Source organism: Thermomonospora umbrina (assembly GCF_003386555.1).
Taxonomy (GTDB): domain Bacteria; phylum Actinomycetota; class Actinomycetes; order Streptosporangiales; family Streptosporangiaceae; genus Thermomonospora; species Thermomonospora umbrina.
The window spans coordinates 509,708-530,494 of the sequence record NZ_QTTT01000001.1; the positions used below are offsets into that span (position 1 = coordinate 509,708).

At 72.6% G+C, this 20,787-nt stretch carries 16 protein-coding genes and 1 pseudogene; 7 read left to right on the plus strand and 10 right to left on the minus strand.

The features are described 5' to 3' along the window. Position 1 precedes the first annotated feature (1 nt). Together DFJ69_RS35245 and DFJ69_RS02260 are read left to right on the plus strand one after the other, a co-directional pair. A pseudogene (locus tag DFJ69_RS35245) lies at positions 2–217 on the plus strand (hypothetical protein); the annotation flags it as partial. A gap of 467 nt (positions 218–684) precedes the next feature. Further along, a complete protein-coding gene (locus DFJ69_RS02260; protein ID WP_116020934.1) occupies positions 685–3,120 on the plus strand; it encodes a hypothetical protein in 2,436 nt (811 codons plus the stop codon). A 208-nt stretch (positions 3,121–3,328) separates the two neighbouring features. Here DFJ69_RS02260 and DFJ69_RS02265 read toward each other — a convergent pair whose 3' ends face one another. From DFJ69_RS02265 to DFJ69_RS02290, 6 genes are read right to left on the minus strand one after another with little or no spacing between them, the layout of a single operon-like run. Continuing rightward, on the minus strand, positions 3,329–5,623 hold the full coding sequence (locus DFJ69_RS02265; RefSeq protein ID WP_116020935.1) for a transketolase-like TK C-terminal-containing protein: 2,295 nt from the start codon (positions 5,621–5,623) through the stop codon (positions 3,329–3,331). After that, positions 5,620–6,597 carry an amidohydrolase family protein gene (locus tag DFJ69_RS02270; protein WP_116020936.1) on the minus strand — a complete coding sequence of 326 codons (978 nt, stop codon included), beginning with the start codon at positions 6,595–6,597 and terminating at the stop codon, positions 5,620–5,622. Before DFJ69_RS02270 ends, DFJ69_RS02265 begins: the two co-directional genes overlap by 4 nt. 28 nt (positions 6,598–6,625) lie before the next feature. Further along, positions 6,626–7,609, minus strand: coding sequence for a PhnD/SsuA/transferrin family substrate-binding protein (locus DFJ69_RS02275; RefSeq protein ID WP_116020937.1), 984 nt, complete (start codon positions 7,607–7,609; stop codon positions 6,626–6,628). A 35-nt stretch (positions 7,610–7,644) separates the two neighbouring features. Beyond that, complete coding sequence (locus DFJ69_RS02280) at positions 7,645–8,787, minus strand: ABC transporter ATP-binding protein (protein WP_116020938.1); 1,143 nt, start codon at positions 8,785–8,787, stop codon at positions 7,645–7,647. Between the two features lie 34 nt (positions 8,788–8,821). Beyond that, complete coding sequence (locus tag DFJ69_RS02285; protein ID WP_116020939.1) at positions 8,822–10,552, minus strand: ABC transporter permease; 1,731 nt, start codon at positions 10,550–10,552, stop codon at positions 8,822–8,824. Beyond that, positions 10,549–11,715, minus strand: a complete 1,167-nt coding sequence (locus tag DFJ69_RS02290) for an ABC transporter substrate-binding protein (protein WP_116020940.1) — start codon at positions 11,713–11,715, stop codon at positions 10,549–10,551. The genes DFJ69_RS02285 and DFJ69_RS02290 overlap by 4 nt, the downstream gene beginning before the upstream one ends. 313 nt (positions 11,716–12,028) lie before the next feature. On the opposite strand from DFJ69_RS02290, the gene DFJ69_RS02295 reads away from it, so the two are divergent. From DFJ69_RS02295 to DFJ69_RS02315, 5 genes are read left to right on the plus strand one after another with little or no spacing between them, the layout of a single operon-like run. Further along, complete coding sequence (locus tag DFJ69_RS02295; RefSeq protein ID WP_116020941.1) at positions 12,029–13,105, plus strand: cupin domain-containing protein; 1,077 nt, start codon at positions 12,029–12,031, stop codon at positions 13,103–13,105. Then, the gene (locus tag DFJ69_RS02300; RefSeq protein WP_116020942.1) at positions 13,102–14,292 is read left to right on the plus strand and encodes an FAD-dependent monooxygenase; all 1,191 of its coding nucleotides are present in this window, start codon (positions 13,102–13,104) and stop codon (positions 14,290–14,292) included. Before DFJ69_RS02295 ends, DFJ69_RS02300 begins: the two co-directional genes overlap by 4 nt. A 10-nt stretch (positions 14,293–14,302) precedes the next feature. Continuing rightward, complete coding sequence (locus tag DFJ69_RS02305; RefSeq protein WP_116020943.1) at positions 14,303–15,163, plus strand: fumarylacetoacetate hydrolase family protein; 861 nt, start codon at positions 14,303–14,305, stop codon at positions 15,161–15,163. Further along, positions 15,160–16,359 carry a CaiB/BaiF CoA transferase family protein gene (locus DFJ69_RS02310; RefSeq protein WP_116020944.1) on the plus strand — a complete coding sequence of 400 codons (1,200 nt, stop codon included), beginning with the start codon at positions 15,160–15,162 and terminating at the stop codon, positions 16,357–16,359. Before DFJ69_RS02305 ends, DFJ69_RS02310 begins: the two co-directional genes overlap by 4 nt. Continuing rightward, positions 16,356–17,279, plus strand: coding sequence for a hydroxymethylglutaryl-CoA lyase (locus DFJ69_RS02315; protein WP_116020945.1), 924 nt, complete (start codon positions 16,356–16,358; stop codon positions 17,277–17,279). Before DFJ69_RS02310 ends, DFJ69_RS02315 begins: the two co-directional genes overlap by 4 nt. On the opposite strand, the gene DFJ69_RS02320 is transcribed toward DFJ69_RS02315, so the two are convergent. From DFJ69_RS02320 to DFJ69_RS02330, 4 genes are all read right to left on the minus strand, one after another. Next, positions 17,251–18,180, minus strand: coding sequence for a MarR family winged helix-turn-helix transcriptional regulator (locus DFJ69_RS02320; RefSeq protein WP_147312184.1), 930 nt, complete (start codon positions 18,178–18,180; stop codon positions 17,251–17,253). The two genes, DFJ69_RS02315 and DFJ69_RS02320, sit on opposite strands and share 29 nt — an antisense overlap. A gap of 218 nt (positions 18,181–18,398) precedes the next feature. Further along, a complete protein-coding gene (locus tag DFJ69_RS02325; protein WP_116020947.1) occupies positions 18,399–19,355 on the minus strand; it encodes a zinc-binding dehydrogenase in 957 nt (318 codons plus the stop codon). Between the two features lie 4 nt (positions 19,356–19,359). After that, positions 19,360–19,860, minus strand: a complete 501-nt coding sequence (locus tag DFJ69_RS33640) for a Rossmann-fold NAD(P)-binding domain-containing protein (RefSeq protein ID WP_147312185.1) — start codon at positions 19,858–19,860, stop codon at positions 19,360–19,362. A 301-nt stretch (positions 19,861–20,161) separates the two neighbouring features. Then, positions 20,162–20,704 carry a hypothetical protein gene (locus DFJ69_RS02330; protein ID WP_116020948.1) on the minus strand — a complete coding sequence of 181 codons (543 nt, stop codon included), beginning with the start codon at positions 20,702–20,704 and terminating at the stop codon, positions 20,162–20,164. Positions 20,705–20,787: the final 83 nt, after the last annotated feature.

The window sequence follows — 20,787 nt, forward strand, 5'->3', positions numbered from 1 at the left end:
CCGCCCCAAGCGCTGCGACCGCGCCCTGCGCCGGGTGTTCGCCATGGCCGCGCTGTCCAGCCTCCACGCCGACGGCCCGTCCCGGGCCTTCCACCGGCGCGACCGCAGCGAGATCCGCATCCACGCCCAAGCCCTATTCGCCCTGGTCCGACGACCGGTCGACGTCTTGTGCGCGCTCCTGCGCGACGACCGGACCTTCTGCCCGATCACGCCGTCGCGGGTCACCCCCACCGCGGCCGGACACGGTCATGGCAACTCCCTCGATCGGACCAAAGCGGCGAATACGATAATCATTACCATAGTCGGTCGAACACTGCCCGGTCGATCGGTGAAGGCGGGAACCTCGCCCCCTCGGTCGGCCGTGGCGCTGACCGTGCGGGCCTACGTCGCCACTGGCGGGGCGGCCCTGACGGCGCTCGGCCGCATCCAAGGCCGGTGAGCAGCCCGGCCCACGCGCGGTCTCCACCGGCCCATGGCAAAGGCCACCGCGAAGCGGTGGTCCTTACGGAAGGCGGCCGACCTGATCGACGACCTCGATCTCGCAGCCGCCGGAAGGTCCGATGCGGATCGTCGGTGCCGGGCCGTGCCCCGACTCCGACTCCGCTCCGGGGGAGAATGGGCCATAATCAACGGAATCTCGCCCTCGGCCGGCCGGGCGCGTCCCGGCCGTGGTGGAGGCCGCCCGTGTTCGCCGTCCCCTCGCTCCGCCCGGCCGTGCGACTGGCGCCGGCGTGGGCCCTGCTGGCGGTGGTGTTCGGGCTGGGGTTCGCGGCCCACCATCAGGCTCCGCCGCGACCGCTCGGCGCGCCGGTCAGCGACATGGGGCCCGGGGGCGCGGAGGAGGACGCCGCCCTGGCCGGTCTCCCCGGCACCGGGCGTACGGCGTATGCCGAGGTGGAGTTCGTCTCGGGGCCGCAGGGCATCCGGGAGCGCGCCACCTACACGATCCGTACCCGGCGGGGCGACCCGCTGTTGCGCCTGATCAGGCTGGGAGAGGTCCGGTCCGGACCGGTCGCCCGGCGGTACGCGGGCGCTCCGGGCGGCGCGTCCTTCCGGCCGGCGGTGATCGAGACGCGCGGCGGCGACGGCGACGTGCTGATCACGATCACCTCGTCCTATCTGGGCATCTCGCCGGAGTGGTGGGTCACCGTGCGCGAGGCGGGCGTGGCCTCCGGCCTGACCGTCCGGACGCGGGGCATCGACCTGTCCCGGGTCAGCGCGCCGATGGAACCCACCGCCCAGAACGCGACCACGGTCGTCTTCGACGCGGCGGCCGGACAAGGCAAGGTGCGGGTGGCGCTCGCCGCCAAGGGCTCGTCCTCGCCGGACCCGTCCGGGTCGCTGAACTCGCTGGGCAACAACCCGGCGCTGTGGCACGTGGCGCGCGCGATGCCCTGGATCGTCCTCCTGGTGGCGGCGTCGCTGTCGCGGGACGCGGGATGCCGCCGGTTCCGGGTGGCGGGCTGGGCCTATCTCGGCGCGGTGCCGCCGCTGGCGGCGCTGCTGCTGTACGCGTCCGAGCAGATGGCCGGCAGCGTCCTGAGCCTGGTGTTCGTGGTGGCGCCGGCGCTGGCGGTGGGCTGGCTGCGGACGATCGGCGACCCGCCCCGGCCGGCCTCACCGACGTACGGCCCGGCCATGCTCGCGGTGGCGGCGGGGGTGTCGGCCTTGGCGGTGCTCGCCTTCGGCGGGGCGCCATGGCAGCGGTTCGCCTGGCTCGTGGGGCTGACCGTGGCGGCCGGGGCGTTCGGCTTGCTCAGCGCCGTGTGCGCGGGGTGGCCCCGCCGGGCGGTGCCGCTGGCGCTCGCGTTCGTGCCGGGGACGGTGGTGACCGAGTTCCTCGCCGGGCAGCTCTGGCGTTCCGGCAACGGGCTGGCGTATCTGGCCTTCGGGGTGCTCCTGGCGCCGCTGGCCGTCGGGGTGGTCGACCTGGCCAGGCCGGTGTGGCCGTGGCTGTGGCGTGCCGGCGCGGTGGTGGTCGTCGTGTCGCTGGCCGTTCCGGTGGGGATGCTCGCCGAGCCGGCGATCACCATGAACGCCCCCACTCCCCAATACCTCGTCACGGTGGGCGAGATGGCGGTCTCCGTGCTGGACGTGGCCATGCTCGGCGTGCTGGTGATCATGCTCGCCCGCCGGGGCGACCGGGCCGCGACGCTCGCCGAGCCGCTGGCCCGGGGCGCGGTCATCGCGGTCGCCGTGATCGTGGCCGCGCCCGGCTACCAGACCGCGTTCGGCCCTGCCGTCGCCACGGTGCTGCTGGTCCTGGTGCTGCTGTGGGCGCTTCCGCCGTCCCGCGCCCAGCGCGCGGTGGATCTCGCCGAGGTGAGCGGCCGGACGCACGAGCGCCTGCTGCGACGGGAGATCTGGCACCGGTTCCGGCAGCGCCTCGCCCACGCGGTCTACCGGGCCGGCCCCGACGGGGTCGTGTCCGGCGACCGGGAACTGTCCGACCTGCGCACGGTGTGGGCACAGGTCAACGACGCCGGGACCCGGTGGCGGGGGATCGCGCTGACCGAACGGGCCCTCGGCTCCTCGGCCGGATTCCGCCCCCGCGACAACGCCCTCGCCGGTGCGGTGGCGGCCGGAGCGCTGACCGCGCCGATGGCGCTGTACGAGGTGTGGATCTCCTATGTGGGCACGGACTACGACCACAGCGCGAGCCTGACGGCCCTGGTCGCCCGGTACGGGCTGAACGCGGCGCGCTGGCTGGTGTACGGGGCCGTCTTCGGCTACTTCTACACGCGGCTGCGCGGAATGCGACCCATCTCGAAGGCATGCGGACTGGTCGCGGCGATCGCGATTCCGGAACTGCTCGCCATCGCCACCGTCCCGTACAGCACCCAGCAGGCGATCCTTTTCGCCACCGGAATCAGAGCCGGGCAGTTGCTGGTGCTGGCGATCGGCCTCGGGCTGTACTGGGAATGGCGGCTCGCCCAGGCGGCCGGCGTCCCCTGGGGCAGAATCCGTGATTTCCGCACCCCCACCGCGCTGGCCGCGCCGATCACGGCGGTGGCGGTCGCCCTGACGACCGCCGTGGCCACACCACTGGCCGGAGCCGCCGTGGCGACGTTGCTCCAGCCGTCCCCGGCCCCACCGTCCTCCACCGTACAAAGCCGCTGAACAGCCCGGTGACGAGCAGCCACGGCCCGGCCGGAAGGTCAGGTGGTGCTGGTGCGCCGCCCCTCCACCGGCCGGTCGCGGACGTGAACAGCCACAGCGGGATCAGCACCGATGGTCCGACGACCGCCAGAACCTTCCCCAGCGGCGCGCCGGTCCCCTGACGCCCCCGGGCGTCACCGCCTGCGGCGGGCTGCGGCGGTCGAGGGGTTCAGTGGAGGAGTCGGAGGGCCGCGGTGAGGACGGCGTCGGCGTCGATGCCGTGGTGGCGGTAGACGTCGGGTAGGTCGCCGCTCTGGCCGAAGGCGGTGACGCCGAGGTGGGTGCCGCGCACCTGGCGGATGGTCGGCAGGAACGCGAGGGTGTGGGGGTGGCCGTCGATGACGGTGACCATGGGGTGGGCACGGTCGTCGGGCAGGAGGGAGTCCAGGATCCAGGTGGGGGCGTCGCCGAGGCCGCGCCTGGCCTGTTGCGCGCGAAAGAGCAGGTCGGGGCTGGTCACGCAGAGGACGTCCGCGCCGATGCCCATCGCGTCGAGCCGTTCGCCCGCTTCCAGTGCTTCGGGGACCATGGCGCCGGTCGCGACGATGGTCACCTCGGGGTGGCGGGTGCGACGCAGGGGGTAGCCGCCCGCGACGACGCCGCGGCGGCGCAGTTCGCGGGCGGCGGGGTCTTCGGGGACGGCGGCGAGGGTCTGGTCGATCGGGCGGGTGGACAGCCTCAGGTAGGCGGAGGTCCCGCCGGGCCGTCCGAGCCGGGCCAGGCACTCCAGCAGGCACCATTCGGCGTCCAGGGCGAAGGCGGGTTCGTAGGTGAGGCAGCCGGGCTGTTCGAGGCCGATCGACGGTGTCTTGATCGATTGGTGCGCGCCGCCCTCGGGGGCGAGGCTGACCCCGGACGGGGTGCCGACGAGGATGGACTGGCCGCCCGCGTAGATGCCGAAGGACCAGGGCTCCAGCGCGCGTTCCACGAACGGGTCGTACAGCACGCCGATGGGCAGCAGCGGCTCGCCCCAGCGGTCCCAGGTGGCGCCCAGCTCGCCGAGCAGTCCGACGAGGTTGGTCTCGGCGATGCCCAGCTCGATGTGCCGTCCGCCGGGGCGCTCGCGCCAGTGCAGGATCGTCTCGGCGTCGTCGGCGAACCAGTCGGCGCGTTCCTGCGAGGACCACACGCCGACCTTGTTGACCCAGCCGCTGAGGTTGGTGCTGGAGCTGACGTCGGGGCTGACGGTGACGATCCGCTCGGCGGCGCCGGGGGCGGTCCGGTTCAGCTCCAGCAGTGTCCGGCCGAGTGCGGTCTGGGTGGCCTGGATTCCCGAAGGGGTGCGCCCGAGGTCGGTGGGCACGGCCGGCGCGGCGGCCGGCGGGGTGTCGGGGCGGCGCAGTCGTGCGGCCGCCTGCGCGAGCAGCCGGTCGGCGTCGGACTGCGGTGACGGCCGCGTCCAGGGGTGGGCGGGGTCGATGCCGAGGCGCCGGGCCAGCTCGGTCATCTGGGCGTCGGTCAGCAGCGCCGAGTGGTTCTGGGGATGGCCCTCGATGGGGAGGCCGTAGCCCTTGAGGGTGTAGGCGAAGATGACCGTGGGTCGGCTGTCGTCGATGCCCTCGAACGCCTCGCGCAGGGCCGCGAGGTCGTGGCCGCCGAGGTCGCGGACGGCGGCGGCGAGGTCGTCGTCGGAGACCGCGCCGATGACCGTGGCGACGTCGCGCGCCTCCGGGCCCGTTCCGGGAAGGGCGGAGCGCAGTTCGTCGGGGCGGCGTCGGAGCATCCGCTGGTATTCGGCGTTGGGCATGGTGTCGATGCGGCGGCGCAGGGCGTCGCCGTGCGGGCGGGCGAACAGCTCTCGCAGCCGGGTCCCGTACTTGACGGTGATCACCTGCCAGCCCGCCGCGGCGAAGACGCCGGGCAGCCGGGTCCCGGCCATCGCCGGGACGACCCGGTCCAGTGACTGCCGGTTGAGGTCGATGATCCAGTCGACCTCGCCCAGTTCGGTGACCATCGGGTCCAGTACGGCCTCCCAGACCGCGCCCTCGTCGAGTTCGGCGTCGCCGACCAGGGACCATTGCCTGCCTCCCCCGCCGGTCCCGAAGTGGTCGCGGACGTAGCGGCGGGCCAGCGCGCCCCAGATCGGGGCGGTGGCGCCGATGCCGACCGAGCCGGTGGAGTAGTCGGCGGGCACCGGGTCCTTGTGCCGGCTGGGGTAGCTCTGCAGCCCGCCGAACCGCCGCAGCGTCGTCAGGTGCTCGGCGTCCAGGTCGCCCAGCAGGTACTCCAGCGCGTGCAGCACCGGGGAGGCGTGCGGCTTGACCGAGACCCGGTCGCCCGCCCGTAGGTGCTCCATCCACAGCGCCGTCATGATCGTCACCAGTGAGGCGCTGGACGCCTGGTGGCCGCCGACCTTGAGGCCCCCGGGGTTGGGGCGGACCCGGTTGGCGTGGTGGACGATCGACGTCGCCAGCCACAGCACGTGCCGTTCGACGGCGCGCAACGCGTCGTCGTGGGCGGTCATGTCGTCTCCAGCCGCAGGAGCCGGGCGGCGGTGCCGCCGAGCATGGCGGCCGTCGCGGCCTCCGGCAGCGGGAGGCCGGAGATCGCGTCGATGTAGCCGGCGATGCCCTCGGCGCCCTTGGCCTCGACCGAGCCGACGCCGGAGAAGTCCTGCGGGAAGTCGGTGCCGAACACCAGGTTGTCGGGCCGCAGCGCCGACAGCGCGCAGGTGAGCGCCGCCGGGCCGCCCTCGAACCCGGCCAGATCGAAGTAGATCTCATCGAGGTACTCGTCGAAGGAGCGTTCCAGGTGATCGCCGAAACGATGCTGCTTGCCGCGCAGCCGCTCGGTGATGGCGGCGATGCCGCCGCCCATGTGGCTCATGACGAACGTCAGGCCCGGGAAGCGGTCGAGGAGCCCGCTCGCGATGATCCGGGTGGTCTGCAGGATCAGGTCCAGTTCGCGGCCGACGATGCGGGACAGGTCGTACTCGGCGATGAAGGCGTACCCGGCAGGCGGCATCGCGGGATGGACGAAGATCGGCGCCCGCCACCGGCGGGCCCTCTCGTACAGCGGCCACAGGTCGGGCGAGTCGAGGGGGCGTCCGCCGGGCTGGGAGGAGATGCTGATGCCGTGCAGGCCGAGGTCGCCGATCGCCCGGTCGATCTCCTTCATGGACGCGCCCGTCATCCCGCGGGGCACGTGGGCGAGCCCGACGAACCGGCCAGGGTGCAGGGCCTGCAGTTCGGCGAAGGCGTCGTTGGTGAGGCGGCACTCCTCGGCGGAGGCGTCCCAGCTCAGGATGCTGGAAAGGACCGCGACGTCGATCCCGGCGGCGTCCATGACGGCCAACCGTTCCTCGACGTCGGACAGCCCGGGATGGCTGTTGATCTTCTTCATGCCGCGGGGCGCGACCTGGGTGCGGCTGCGTCCCGCGTCGTAGCGGGCGATGAGCGCCGGGGGCACGTAGTGGTGGTGGCAGTCGATGACGGGCACGAGGGTTCCTTGCGGTGCGGTGGGCCGGTCAGACCCGGTAGAGGTCCTGGACGTGGGTGAGGAAGGCGTCCTGCGGCGCCAGGCGGGTCGCGCAGATCCCCTGGTCGTGGCAGTGGTGCAGGAACGCCTCCAGGGTCGCCAGGTTGGCCTGGACCCCGTACGGCCAGCCGAATCCGGGGGCGGACGGGTCCGCGGCGATCTGGGGCAGCCAGGCGACCGGGATCCGGGAGACGGCGGTGTCGGCGATCCGTTCCAGGCTCGCGTCGCGGGCCCGGCAGAACGCCTTGTACAGCGCCGTGGCGATCCAGGAGTGCGCGTCCAGGAGCCGCCGGCGGACGGCGATGGTGTGCATGATCGGGAAGACGCCGGTGGCGTCGAAGTAGGCGCGTTCGCGGTCGCGGGCGTCGGGCAGCAGCGGCCGGAACGGTCCCCCGCCGGGGGCGTCCTCCAGCCGCGGCTCGCGGGCGGTGATGAGGGCGTCCAGGTCACCGGAGGCCAGCATGTCGCTCAACGACCGGTCGGTGACGGCGGTGATGGAGACGCCGGCGGGCAGGCTCGGAGGCACGTGCTCGCGCCGTCCGGGTTGGCGCAGGCCCGCCTGCACCCAGGTGATGGTGTCGAGGCCCACCCCGTGGTGCGCCAGGACGGCACGGGCGTAGACGCCCGCCGTCTGCACCCACTCCGGGACGCCGACCCTCTTTCCCGCGAGTCCCTCCAACGACGTCAGCGGGGAGTCCCGACGCACACAGAACGCGCGATGCCGGAACACGCGGGACGGGAACACCGGCAGGGCGACGAACTCATCACCGCCCGCGGCGCGGTACTGGGCGTACCGGGCCATGGAGACCTCGGCGACGTCGAACTCCCCGTGGACGAAGAACCGGTGGAAGATCTCCTCGACGGGCAGCACCATCCAGACCGGGTCCACGCCGTCGACCGGGATCGTCCCGGTGACCAGGTCCCGGAGGTGGTCGTAGTCGGCGGTGGCCACCGACAGCCGTACGGCACTCATGGCGACACCTTTCTCGCTTGCGCGGCGGTACGGGTTCAGCCGAGCGGGATGAGGCGGACCTTCTCGGGCGCGACCCTCAGGGTCACGTTCCTTCCCGGTTCGATGGAGATCGACGGGTTGGACCGGCAGCGGACGTTGTGGTCGCCGACGCGGACGACGTGCTCGGTGGCCTCGCCGAGGAAGGCGCGGGCGGTGACCACGCCCGTCAGGACGTTGCCGTCCGCCGCGGCGGGGGGTTCGGCGTCGTCGTGCGGGGACAGCGCGAGGTCCTCCGGGCGCAGCGCGACGAGCACGTCCGACCCGGGCGCGGCGGCGGACGTGTCGGACGAGCGGAGCGTGCCGTGGGCGGCGCGGACGGCGGTCCGGCCGGGCGCGGACTCGGTGACGACCGCGGCCAGCAGGTTCGAGGTGCCGATGAAGTCGGCCACGAACCGCGAGTTGGGCCGCTCGTAGATCTCGCGCGGCGTGCCCATCTGGACGATGCGGCCCTGGTCCATCACCGCGATGACGCTGGACATGGCCAGGGCCTCGACCTGGTCGTGGGTGACGTAGACGGCGGTCAGGCCCAGTTCCCGCTGCAGCCGCTTCAGCTCCATCCGCATGGTCTCGCGCAGCTTGGCGTCCAGGTTGGACAACGGTTCGTCCAGGAGCAGCAGGTCGGGTTCGATGACCAGGGCCCGGGCGAGGGCCAGGCGCTGCTGCTGCCCGCCGGACAGCTTGGTCGCGGGCCGGTCGGCGAACCGGTCCAGCTCGGTCACGGCCAGCACCTTCTCGACACGGGACCTGATCTGGGCCCTGGACGGCCGGGTACGGCGTTTGGCCAGTTCCAACGGGAAGGCGACGTTCTTGAACACCGACATGTGCGGCCAGATGGCGTACGACTGGAACACCATGCCGAGCCGCCGGTCGTCGGCGGGGACGTCGACGCGGTCGGCGGCGGAGAACACCACGCGGTCACCGATCGCGATGCTGCCGCCGGTCGGCGTCTCCAGTCCGGCCACCGACCGCAGCGTGGTGGTCTTGCCGCAGCCGGACGGCCCGAGCAGGGTGAACAGTTGGCCGGCCTCGACGTCGAAGCCCACCCCGTCGACGGCCCGCACGGTCTCGCCCCGATTCCGGGCGGCCTTGCCGGGTGGCCCGGAGCCGTAGTCGATGATCAGGTCCTTCACGTGAAGCATGGATCTCTCCGTTCCAACGTCGCCCGCCGGGGCGCTAGTCAAGGTCGACGCCGAGCCGGCCGGCCAGCGTGAACAGGGCCGTCACCAGCACGCCGAGGAACGCGCACAGCAGCACGCCCAGCGTCGCGACGGCGGTCAGCGACCCCTCCTGGTACTGCTCGAACACCCGGATGCCGACGACCTCGGTGCCGGGGCTGTAGAGCAGGATCGAGCTGGACAGCTCGCGGAAGGACACCACGACGATGTACAGGCCGCCCGCGATGAGGCCGGGCCTGGCCAACGGCAGCAGGATCCGCCGCATGGTCGTCCACCAGGACGCGCCGAACACCGTGGCCGAGTCCTCCAGTTCGGCCGACACCTGGTGCATGGCGGTGTTGGCGTAACGCATCCCGTAGGGCAGGAACCGGGTCACATACGAGATGAGCAGGATCCACAGCGTCCCGTAGATCGGCAGCGGGGAGCGCAGGTACACGAACGCCAGCCCGAGGCCGAGCACCAGCCCGGGGATCACCAGCGGGGTGAAGGCGAGCGCGTCGACGACCGCGCCGAAGCGGCTGCGCGAGCGCACCACGAGCCAGCTCGCGAAGGCGCTCAGCCCCATCACCACGACGGCGGCGCCGACGCCCAGGAGGGTGGAGTTGCGCACGGCCGTCAGCGTCGTGGCGTTCGTCAGCGCCGCCGTGTAGTTGTCGAAGGTGAACCCGGCGGTGGACAGCGACGGCGTCCGGTACGTCTTGAGGAGCGAGGCGTAGATCAGGATGAGCACCGGGGCGAAGACGCACACGGTGAAGTACGCGAGGGTCAGGGCGCCGACGACGCCGCGCATCCGCCCCAGCCGGATCCGCCGGGGCCGGTACGCCTTGCCGGTGATGGTCTGGGGCGCGCCGCGCGAGGCGCGGCGGCTGAGCACGACCCCGGCGGTGGCGATGACCAGCAGGCCCAGCGACAGCGCGCCGGTCGCCTGGTAGTCGATCGGGTACTGCTGCATCAGGAAGTAGATCTTGCTGATGAACACGTAGATGCCGTCGTGCAGGCCCAGCATGGCGGGCACCTCGAAGCTCTCCAGCGCCTGCACGGCGATGATCAGCGTCGCGGCCACCAGCGCGGGCCGGGCCAGCGGCAGGGTGATCCGGCGCAGGATCACCAGCCGGCCCAGGCCGCAGGTCTGCGCGGACTCCTCCAGCGAGGCGTCCATCGCGCGGAACGCCGCCGCCATCAGCAGGAACACCAGGGGCGTGGCGTGCACCCCCTGAACGAAGATCATCCCCCAGATGCCGTAGACGTTGAACGGCGCGACACCCGCGACCGCCTCGGTCATCCGGTTCAGCAGACCGATGTCGGGGCTGGCCAGGAAGATCCACGCGGGCACGTAGGCGATGCTCGGCAGGGCCAGCGGGATGATCGAGGACAGGAAGAACAGCCGTTTGAAGGGCGCGTCGGTCCGCACGTACAGGTAGGCCATCAGCGTGCCGGCCGTCACCGACACCAGCGTGGAGCCGACGACGTACAGGGCGGTGTCGGTGATAAGCCGGGGCAGGTGCCGGTCGTCGAGGTAGGCGCGGCGGAACCCGGCGGCCGTGAAGCCCTGGTCTCCGGCGAACGTGCCCCACAGCAGGTAGGCCAGGGGCACCAGCACCAGGTATCCGACGACCGCGACCGTGCCGGTGGTGATCAGGGTGCGCGCCTGCGGACGGCGGCGGGCCCTGGTGGCCGCCGGGCGGGGCGGGCGGCGGTGGTCGGGTGCGAGGGTGGGCGTCGTCGTCATGGCCGGACCGGTTCGTGGCCGCGCAGCAGGTTCTCGTACGCCTTGGACCAGGCGCTCGACTCGCGGACGTACTTGACCGTGTCGACCGTGACGGTCTCGACGCCCGCCGGCAGCACCGGCCGGTGCCCGGGGACGGCCGACGGGTTGGACACCACGTCCATGTCCTCGGCGTAGGCGGCCTGGGCGTCGGTGAGCAGGAAGTCGATGAACAGCAGCGCGGCGGCGGGGTGGGCGGCGCGGGTCATCGGGGCGGCGCCCGAGGGCACCAGCACGATCGGTTCGATGCCGGTGTCGGCGGCGAGCGGCGCGCCCTTGGCCTTGGCGGTCAGCGCGAGCCGGTTGTAGGCGGTGACGCCGATGGCGCCCTCGCCCGCCGCGAGCAGGTCGTTGAGCTTGACGTGCCCCTGGACGGTCTTGGCGTTGGCGGCGATGCCCTTGAACAGCCGGGTGATCTCGGCCTCGCTGCGGCCTGCGGCGGTGAGGTGGTCCCACAGCGTCATGTACCAGTTGGAGTCGGACAGCTCCATGGACAGCCGGCCCTTCCACTTGGGGTCGGTGAGGTCCTGGAGGCTGCGGGGCACGTCGGCAGCGGGGACCTTCTCGGTGTTGCGCACGACCGTCAGCGCGTTGAAGCGGGTCGTCACCCAGCCGGCCGGGATCTGTGCCTGGGCCGACAGCCGCTTTCTGAGGTCGCTGTCGTAGCGGGCGAGGATCTTCTTGTCCGACAGGACTCCGAGCTCGAAGTTCGTCGCGTCGACCAGGTCGTTCTTGGGCTTGTTGGCGCTGTCCTCCTGCAGCACGCGCTGCAGCAGGTCCTCGCTCTGGGCACGGAAGATGTTGACCTTGATCCCGTACTTGCGGGAGAACGGCCCGGCGACCAGCGCCTGCAGCTTCTCGTTGCTGGTGTAGACGTTGACCTCGCCCTCGGCCTTGGCCGCCTTCACCAGGGCCGCGGTGCGCGCGGGGCCGGACATGCGGGCGAATCTCTCGTAGGCGGCGGCCTTGGAGTCGGCCGCCGAGGCCGGGTCGGAGCTGCCCGTGGGCGGGCCGCCGCACGCCGTGACGGTCATCAGGGCCATCAGGACCGTGGTGGACAGGGCGATGCCGGGGCGGACGGCGCGGGATGGAAGGCCGCCGGACCGGAAGCTGCGCAGGGGACGCATGATCCTCCTCGTTCCTGCTCGGTGTCCGTGGGGTGCCACGGCGACCGCGCCACCGATCGCGGCGAAGTCATTCCGTGTACGGACTACCTCGGGCACGCTATGAGACGCCGATCACGCTGTCAACAGCCCGTGAAGGTTCCTCCAGCAGGGAGGGCATCGCCTCGACGCCTTGACGGGACCTGGCCCGCGACCTACCGTGAGCCACTCAGTCCGTGTACGGACTATTTTGGCGAAGGCCGCTCCACCGCCGCTCCCCCGCACCTGCGGGGGAGCCGCCGGAGCCCGGCCCCGCTCCCCCGCCGAGGAGAGGACCATGGCGACAACCCGATTCGACGACGAGGACCCGAACCTCGCCGCCCTGTACGCCGACCTGGCGGCGGCCGACCTGCAGCCGCTGTGGAGACAACGGGGCCTGCTCCCCAGGACGCCCGACCGCCTGACCCCCCACCTGTGGGAGGGCCGCACACTGCGCGCCCTCGCCGAGCGCTCGGGCGGCCTGGTCGGCATCGACCGCGGCGGCGACCGCCGGGTGCTGGCGCTGTCCCATCCCGACCTGGGCGGGCTGCCGTTCGCCACCCACACCCTGTGGGGGGCCGTGCAGTACCTGGCGGGCGGCGAGAGCGCGCCCGCGCACCGGCACAGCCCCGCCGCCCTGCGCTTCGTCCTGGCGGGCTCGGGTGTGTGGACGCTGGTCGACGGCGACCCGATCGCGATGGGGCCGGGCGACCTGGTGCTGACCCCGGGCCACGCCTGGCACGAGCACCAGAACCGGGGCGAGGAGCCGATAATCTGGTTCGACGGCCTGGACCTGCCGCTGGTCCGGGGCCTGAACGCCGTCTTCTTCGAGGAGGGCCCCGACGAGCTCACCGCGTTCACCCCCGGCGACCCCTGCCGGTCGGAGGATCTGTACGGGGCGGCGGGGCTGCTGCCCGCCGCGGATGCCCCGCTCCCCCCGGCCTCGGGACGCCACTCGGCGCTCCTGGCGTACCGGTGGGACAACACCGATGAGACGCTGCGCCGACTCCTGGCGGCCACGGGAGCCGGGCACGGCCTCGTGCGCTACACCGACCCCGCGACGGGCGCCGACGTCATGCCCACCATGCGCGCACAGGTCCAGCGGATCCTGGCCGGCCACCGCACACCGGCGACCCGCACCGTGGGAAGCGCCGTCTGCGTCGTCCACCGGGGCTCCGGCTCCTCCTCCGTCGGCGGGCACCGGCTCCCCTGGACGGCCGGCGACATGTTCGTGATCCCGTCCTGGGCCGAGACCTCCCACCGGGCCGACACCGACGCCGACCTGTTCGTCCTGTCCGACGAGCCGGTCATGGAGGCCCTCGGCCTGGCCCGCCGCCAGACGGCCGCCTCCGTCGCGATCGGGAACAGGTCATGAGCCTTCGGCATCGTGTGGAGCGGGTCGTGGTCGGCGGCGGCATCGGCGGCCTGACGGCGGCCCTGGCCCTGGCGCGCCACGGGCTCGCGGTCCACGTCCTGGAACAGGCGCCCGAGTTCGGCGAGATCGGGGCGGGCGTGCAACTGGCCCCCAACGCCCTGCGCGTCCTGGACCGGCTGGGCGTGCTGAACGACGTCCTGGGCTCGGCGGTCCGGCCGCCCCGGGCGGTGCTCATGAGCGCCGTGACCGGGGAGCAGATCACCGCCATCGACTTCGGCGCCGCGTTCGTCGCCGCCTACGGCCATCCGTACATCGTCACGCACCGCTCCGACCTGCTGGCGGCGATCCTGGACGCCTGCCGCGCCGAACCGGCGATCACCCTGGAGACCGGCAAGAACGTCCGCTCGGTACGGCAGGACGGCGACACCGCCGTCGCCGAGTGCGCCGACGGGTCGGTGTACCGGGCCGACGCGCTCATCGGCGCCGACGGCCTGTGGTCGGTGGTGCGCGCCCACACGGTCGGCGACGGCGAACCCGCCCACATCGGCGACGTCGCCTATCGGGGCGCCATCGCGACGGCGTCGGTCTCCGACCGGGTGGGCAAGGGCGACATGACGTGGTGGGTCGGCCCCGGGCTGCATCTGATCCAGTACCCGGTCCGCGGCGGCGACCTGTTCAACCAGGTCGCGGTGTTCTCCGCCGCCGCCCAGGGGCCCGCCGACGCCTGGGGCCCGCCGCAGGAGCTCGACCGGTCCTTCGCGGGCACCACCGAGTACGTGCGCGAGGGCGTGCGGCTGGTGGACCGCGAGCGCCGCTGGGTCCTGCGGGATCGTCCGCCCGTCGCCACCTGGTCCAAGGGCCGCGCCACCCTCCTCGGCGACGCCGCCCACCCCATGGCCCAGTACCTCGCCCAAGGCGCCTGCCAGGCGCTGGAGGACGCGGTCGTGCTGGCCGACCTGCTCGCCGCCCACCGCGCCGACGTCCCGGCCGCCTTCGCCGCCTACGAGGCCGAACGCGTTCCCCGCACGGCCATGGTCCAGACCTGGGCCCGCCGCATGGGCGAGATCGTCCACGCCGACGGGGTGGCCGCGATCCTGCGCGACGCCCTGTGCGCCGACCGCGACGAACGCGACTTCCGCTACCTGAACTGGCTCTACGACTACCGGCCGCCGGCCTCGGCGCGCTGAAGGGGACGACATGAAGCTCGTCAGCTATGACGACGGCCGCGCCGGGGCGCTGCGCGGAGACCGCGTGGTGGACCTGGGCGGCCGCACCGTGCACGACCTGATCGACGCGGGCGGCCCGCCGCCCGCACCCGACCCCGGCGACCCCGGTCTGCCGCTGGAGCGGGTGCGGCTGCGCGTCCCGATCCCCCGGCCCTCCAAGATCATCGCCGCGCCGGTCAACTACCGCGACCATCAGGCCGAGATGAGCGTCGACTCCCAGGTCGGGACGCTCGGATTCTTCCTCAAGGCGCCCTCCTCCCTGCTCGACCCCGGCGGGACGGTCCGGCTGCCGTACCACGACCGCCGCTTCGACCAGGAGGGCGAACTGGCCCTGGTGATCGGTCGGACCGCGCGACGGGTGAACGAGGCCGACGCCCTGTCGTACGTCTTCGGCTACACCGGCCTGCTCGACATCACCATGCGCGGCGGCGAGGACCGCTCCACCCGCAAGTCGTTCGAGACCTTCACGCCCATGGGTCCGGTGCTGGTCACCGCCGACGAGTTCGGCGACCCGGACGACGTGGACCTGCGCTGCCGGGTCAACGACGACCTGCGCCAAGCGGCGAACACCCGCGACCTGATCTGGAGCGTGGCCCGCCTGGTGTCCTACGCCTCCTGGGTGACCACCCTGCACCCGGGCGACGTGATCACCACGGGGACCCCCGCCGGCGTCGGCCCTCTGGGGCACGGGGACACCGTCCGGCTGCGGCTGTCGGGCATCGACCTGGACCTCACCGTCACGGTCAGCGCCGACGCGGCGGTGGCCTCCCACACCGCCGGACGCGACCGCGGCCCCGTCCCGCCGCCCCCCACCTCGGGCGACGCGCGATGACCGGCCCGCTCACGGGTCTGCGCGTGCTGGAACTGGGCAGCCTCATCGCCGGCCCCTACGCGGGCCGGATCCTCGCCGACTTCGGCGCAGAGGTCATCAAGATCGAGGACCCCCGCCGCCCGGACCCGCTGCGCGACTGGGGCGCCGCCCGCCACCGGGGGCATGCCCTGTGGTGGTCGGTGCAGAGCCGCAACAAGAAGCTCATCACGCTGGACCTGCGCTCCGGCGAGGGCCGGGACCTGCTGCTGCGCCTGGCCGAGTCCTCGGACGTGCTGCTGGAGAACTTCCGCCCCGGCACGCTCGAACGCTGGGGCCTGGCTCCCGAAACGCTCTGGGAGCGCAACCGGGGGCTCGTCATCGCGAGGGTCTCGGGGTTCGGGCAGTCCGGCCGCAACCGGCACCGCCCCGGGTACGCCTCCGTGGCCGAGGCGATCGGCGGGCTGCGCCACCTGGCCGGATTCCCCGACCGGCCGCCGCCGCGGCCGGGCGTCTCGCTCGGTGACAGCCTCGCCGCGATGATCGCCGTTCAGGGGATCATGATGGCCCTGTACTGGCGCGACACCCGCTCGGGCACCGGCCAGATCGTGGACGTGTCGCTGGTGGAGGCGTGCTTCTCCCTGCTGGAGGGCATCGTGCCCGAACACGCCGCGACCGGCGCGGTCCGCGGCCCGACCGGCACCGCGCTGCCGGGCCTGGCGCCCTCCAACCTCTACCGCACCGCCGATGACCGCTGGGTGGTCATCGCCGCCAACCAGGACACCGTGTTCGCCCGGCTGGCCGACCGCATGGACCGCCCGGACCTGACCGAGGACCCCCACTTCGCCACCCACACCGCCCGGGGCGCCCACCAGGCGCAGATCGACGCGATCGTGCAGGACTGGGTGGCGACACTGGACGCCGACACCGCCCTCGGCCTGCTCGACTCGGCGGCGGTCCCGGCCGGCCTGGTGTACACGGTCGCCGACATCTTCGCCGATCCGCTGTTCACCGAACGACGGATGCTGCTCCCGGTCCAAGACCCCGACCTCGGCGAGATCGTCATGCCGGGCGTCGTCCCGGCGCTGACCGAGACCCCCGGCGCGGTGCGCTGGCCGGGACCGCTGGCCGCCGGATCCCACAACGCCGAGGTGCTCGGCACGCTCGCGGGCCTGGATCCCGACGCGCTGCAACGGCTCGCGGAACGGAAGGTGCTGTGAAGGACACCACCGCGCACATCGTCGAGGTCTGCCCGCGCGACGGCCTGCAGAACGAGCGGCGCGTCGTCGCGACCGAGGACAAGATCGCCCTCATCCACCGGCTCATCGCCGCCGGGGCACGCCGGATCGAGGCCACCGGCTTCGTCCATCCGGGCCGGGTGCCGCAGATGGCCGACGCCGAGGCCGTCCTCGCCGGGATCGGCCCGCACCCGGGTGTCGCGCTCATCGGGCTCGTCCTCAACCGGCGCGGCGTCGAACGCGCCGTCGCCACGGGGGCCCTGGACGAGGTCAACTACGTCGTGCCGCTGACGGACTCCTTCGGCAAGGCCAACCAGGGGCAGACCACGGCCGAGTCGCTGGCCGCCCTGCCCGTCGTCCGGAGCATGGCCGCCGACGCCGGTCTGCGCACGACCGTGACCGTCGCCGTGGCGTACGGCTGCCCCTATGAGGGCGACGTTCCCGTGGCGCGGCTGCGTGAGGCGGTCCGGGCGATCGCCGACACCGGGCCGGACGAGGTCGCCGTCGCCGACACGATCGGGTGCGCCGTGCCCGCCGACGTCACCTCACGGCTCCGCGCGGTCCGCGAGGTGTGCGCGCTCCCCCTGCGCACCCACTTCCACCAGACCCGGCTGACCGCGCTCGGCAACGTGCACGCCGCGATGCTGGAGGGCGTCACCGTCCACGACGCCAGCGCGGGCGGCATCGGCGGCTGCCCCTTCGCACCCGGCGCCGGGGGCAACGCCGCCACAGAGGACCTCGCCTGGCTGCTGCACCGCGGCGGTCACACCACCGGCGTCGACGTCGACGCGGTGACCCGCGCCGGCCGCTGGATCTGCGACGTCCTCGGCGTGCCGCCCCGTTCGGCGATGGCCCATGCCGGGCCGTTCCCGACTAGTCACCCTCCTCGTGGGCCCGGGTGACCCGCAGCATCAGGACCTCGAACCTGCGGCGCTCCTCCACCGAGAGGGGCGCCAGGAGTTCGTCCTGAACCCCGATGACCGCTTCGGCCCGCCCGAACAGGAAGTCCCTGCCCTCGTCCGTCAGGCCGAGCAGGTTGCGGCGCGCGTCGTCGGTGTCGCGGGTGCGCTCGACCCAGCCCCGTTCCTGGAGCCGGGCGACCACGTCGCCGCCGGTCGACTTGTCGAGGGAGACGCGGGAGCCGACCATCCGCTGATCCAGGCGCGGCGCGTCGTGCAGCGCCAGCAGCACGCTGTACTGCACGGACGTGATGGACCGCGACACGGCGCCCGACCACAGCGTGGTGTGCAACTGCGCGGCGCGCCGGATCAGGTGGCCCGGATGCCGGTGCAGCCGCTCCTGCGGCAACTCCGCGTCGACCTCGCCGGCCGGCGCGTCCGGGTCGTCGTCACGCGGCGGATCCCCCTGGTAGGCCACCCGGCTCAGCAGCGTGAACAGGTCCTCACGGTCGTTCTCGCCCAGCGGGTCCAGCAGCCTGCGCTGCACCTGCACGACGGCCGGGGTCGCCTGCGTCAGCGCGAGCCGCCCGCGGGCGGACAGACAGACCGGCCGGCGACGGCCGTCGCGAGGGTCACGCTGCCGGGTGACCAGCCCCCGCCGCGTCAGTCGGGACACCACGTCGGCGGTGGTGGACTTGTCCAGCGACATCAGCCGGCCGATGGTCTTCTGGTCGATCTTCCCGCGCTGCCCCAGGACCAACAGGATCCCGTACTGCACCGAGGTCAGGCCGACGAGCACATGCCGCTGCCACAGGTGCGTGTGCGCCTGCTGCGCACAACGGACGAGGTGGCCGGGCGCGGTGCGCAGCACCGGCAGCCTCCCGACATGCGTCTCCTGCGTCATCTCGCGGCCGCCCACCGGGCGCCGACGTCACCATGCTGCGTCAAAGGCACAGGCCACCGATCCAACCGGGCAGGATGCGTGATCCCGAGTCCGTGAGCCGCCGGCTGTCGCCGCCGCACCGCAATACTACGTGTACGCACCAGTTCGCGGGAACGGCTCGGGACACGGCCGGTGGCCGGTGGCCGGCGGCCACGACGATGGCAGCCTCGTCCGTACATCTACGGCAACAGCAGGCTCTTGCCGATGAAGCGTCGCGCTTCGATGTCCTCGTGGGCTCTGACGGCCTCGGCCAGGGGATAGGTCTGACCGATGAGGGGGCGCACTCGGCCTGCCGCCGCTTCGCGAAGGATCTGTTGTACGCGCCGTGGATTATCGGACCAGAACTCCGGCAGTTGCGACATGTCGCACACGGTCAGGCGCTGCCGATCCGCCGCCCCGATCGTCGTCTGCGCGCCGCTGGTCATCCCGTAACCCGAGAACCGGCCACCGTCCACGAGCAGATCGACCGATGCCGCGCCGATCGCACCACCGACTCCGTCGTACGCCGCCTCCACGCCGCCGTCAGCGATCTGCCGTACCTGGTCGGGCCAGTTCGGAACCGAGTAGTCGACCGCCTCGGCGCCCAGGGAACGTGCGGCGGCCAGCTTTTCGGCCCCCCGGACCGCGGCCACGACAGTCGCTCCCGCGGCGAGGGCCAACTGCACCAGCACATGACCGAGGCCGCCCACTCCGGGTGCCACCAAGACCCGGTCCCCGGCGCCGACCGGCGTCTTCTCCAGAAGCGCCAGCGCCGTACTGCCGTCGTCCATCAGCGCCATGGCGTCCTGCAGATCGAGACCGTCCGGTACCCGGAACGTGTTCTCGGGCGAACAGATCGCGTTCTGCACGTATCCGCCCCCGTTCGCCCTGGCGACCACTCGCGTGCCCAGCCAGCCACGATCCACCCTGGTGCCGATCGCGCCGACCGAACCCGCCACGGCGCCACCGGGAATGAAGGGTGGCTCCGCCGCGTAGACGGCGGGCCCCTTGCCCATCCGAATCTGGGTGTCCATCCAAGTGACCCCGATGACATGGACGTCCACCCGAAGCTCGTCGGGTTTCGGCTGCGGCACCGGCAACTCGACCGGCTCCAGTACGTCGGGTGCGCCGATTCGAGACGCCATGATCGCTCGCATCGCCTCAATGTAGAACCTCGAGTCCGCTTGAGGTCAACGCCCCCAGACGGTGAATGCCTGCGTCACAGCCAGGGCAGGTCTCGGGCCGGTTCAGCCGCTTGCTCTTGGCGGTGGGCCAGTGGATCGGGCGGCGTGGTGGGCGGCCCGGTCGGCTTAGGTATGCGCCAGCGTCCGGTGAGGTGTTCGACGGTGGGGTAGACCGGTCGGGGTTGCCGCCGAAGTGTTCACCGAAGTCAAGGATGGCGGTGGCATATTCGGGCGGGTATCCCTGAGGGGTCACCCGCTGGGTGGGCTCGCCTGGTTGTTGGGGTTCAAAGGGCAGCGGGCGGCCGATGGCCCAGCCGGGGATGCGGGTGCGCTGGATCCGGGTGAGTAACCGGAGCCCGGTGATTTCGTGGACCTGGCCGATGTGGGCGTCGTCGAGCAGCGCGGTCACGGCGACGGCGGCGGCGATGTCGCGTTCGTCGAATGCGACGGCGGAGTCGCCGCACGGGTCGCGGACCACGCCGTGGAGAAGTCGGCCGCCCCGTCGCGACCGACCTGGAACGGATCCTTCACCCCAGCCGCACGTCGAGCCCCTCGCGTTGATGTCGCCGCCGCAACATTGCTCGAAGGCGAGGACTCGGATGCCGCGACGATGCACAGCGGCTCATCGAACTGGTGGATGCCCACGGTGTGGTCCGCCTTTCAGCATGAACATCCACCCCTGCCAGCGGGACGGTGAAATGCGGGGAGCGCCGGGACCGGGCGTCCGCCCCACCGCGCCGGCCCGGCGCTCTTGCCTCTCCGCCATTGTGTGGACGGGATCATCCCTTGGCGTCGAGTTTGATGCTGAGGGGGTCGTCCTTGCCGGCGACCAGCGCGTTGATGATGGGGGTGTCGATTCCGCATCCGGCGACCTTGGGGATGCGGTATGTGCCGGTGAGGGTGCCGCCGGTGGCGGGGTCGAAGGTGCCCTGGGACGTGAGGGAGATGGTCGCGGGCTCGGTCGTCCTGCAGTTCTTCAGCGGGATCTTCAGGGCGAGGTGGCCGACCTCGGTGATCTGGATGTCGACCTTTCCGGAGACGGCGGCGGCGCCGTTCTCGAGCGTGCCCTGGAGCGGAGCCGCTTGGGTGATCTCGAAGGTGGCGTGGGTGGGCAGGAACCCGAACATCGGGAACGCGCTGCGGGCCGGCGGCACGGTGAAATCGGCGGAGATCTGCCTGGTGGCCAGGTCTGCGTCCACGTCGGCCCGGCCCGGGCCGAGGGTGAAGTCGGCGCCGAGCCCGGTGATGCGGGTCTGGGCGGTGGTGGCGTAGGTGTGCTTCGACGGTGCGGCGTGGCCCGGCGTCGCGGTGGCCGCCAGCACGCCGGCGGTGGAGAGGGCTCATGCTGCTCCACGCCCCGGATGAGCGCGTGGCGTTGACCGAGTTCGCCATCGCTGCGGAGACC

Coding starts and splice junctions, on each gene's coding strand:
- DFJ69_RS02265 (WP_116020935.1), bottom strand. CDS start 5,623: ATGACCGCCCACGACGACGCGTTGCGCGCCGTCGAACGGCACGTGCTG.
- DFJ69_RS02290 (WP_116020940.1), bottom strand. CDS start 11,715: ATGCGTCCCCTGCGCAGCTTCCGGTCCGGCGGCCTTCCATCCCGCGCC.
- DFJ69_RS02300 (WP_116020942.1), top strand. CDS start 13,102: ATGAGCCTTCGGCATCGTGTGGAGCGGGTCGTGGTCGGCGGCGGCATC.
- DFJ69_RS02325 (WP_116020947.1), bottom strand. CDS start 19,355: ATGCGAGCGATCATGGCGTCTCGAATCGGCGCACCCGACGTACTGGAG.
- DFJ69_RS02280 (WP_116020938.1), bottom strand. CDS start 8,787: ATGCTTCACGTGAAGGACCTGATCATCGACTACGGCTCCGGGCCACCC.
- DFJ69_RS02305 (WP_116020943.1), top strand. CDS start 14,303: ATGAAGCTCGTCAGCTATGACGACGGCCGCGCCGGGGCGCTGCGCGGA.
- DFJ69_RS02320 (WP_147312184.1), bottom strand. CDS start 18,180: ATGACGCAGGAGACGCATGTCGGGAGGCTGCCGGTGCTGCGCACCGCG.
- DFJ69_RS02295 (WP_116020941.1), top strand. CDS start 12,029: ATGGCGACAACCCGATTCGACGACGAGGACCCGAACCTCGCCGCCCTG.
- DFJ69_RS02310 (WP_116020944.1), top strand. CDS start 15,160: ATGACCGGCCCGCTCACGGGTCTGCGCGTGCTGGAACTGGGCAGCCTC.
- DFJ69_RS02285 (WP_116020939.1), bottom strand. CDS start 10,552: ATGACGACGACGCCCACCCTCGCACCCGACCACCGCCGCCCGCCCCGC.
- DFJ69_RS02275 (WP_116020937.1), bottom strand. CDS start 7,609: ATGAGTGCCGTACGGCTGTCGGTGGCCACCGCCGACTACGACCACCTC.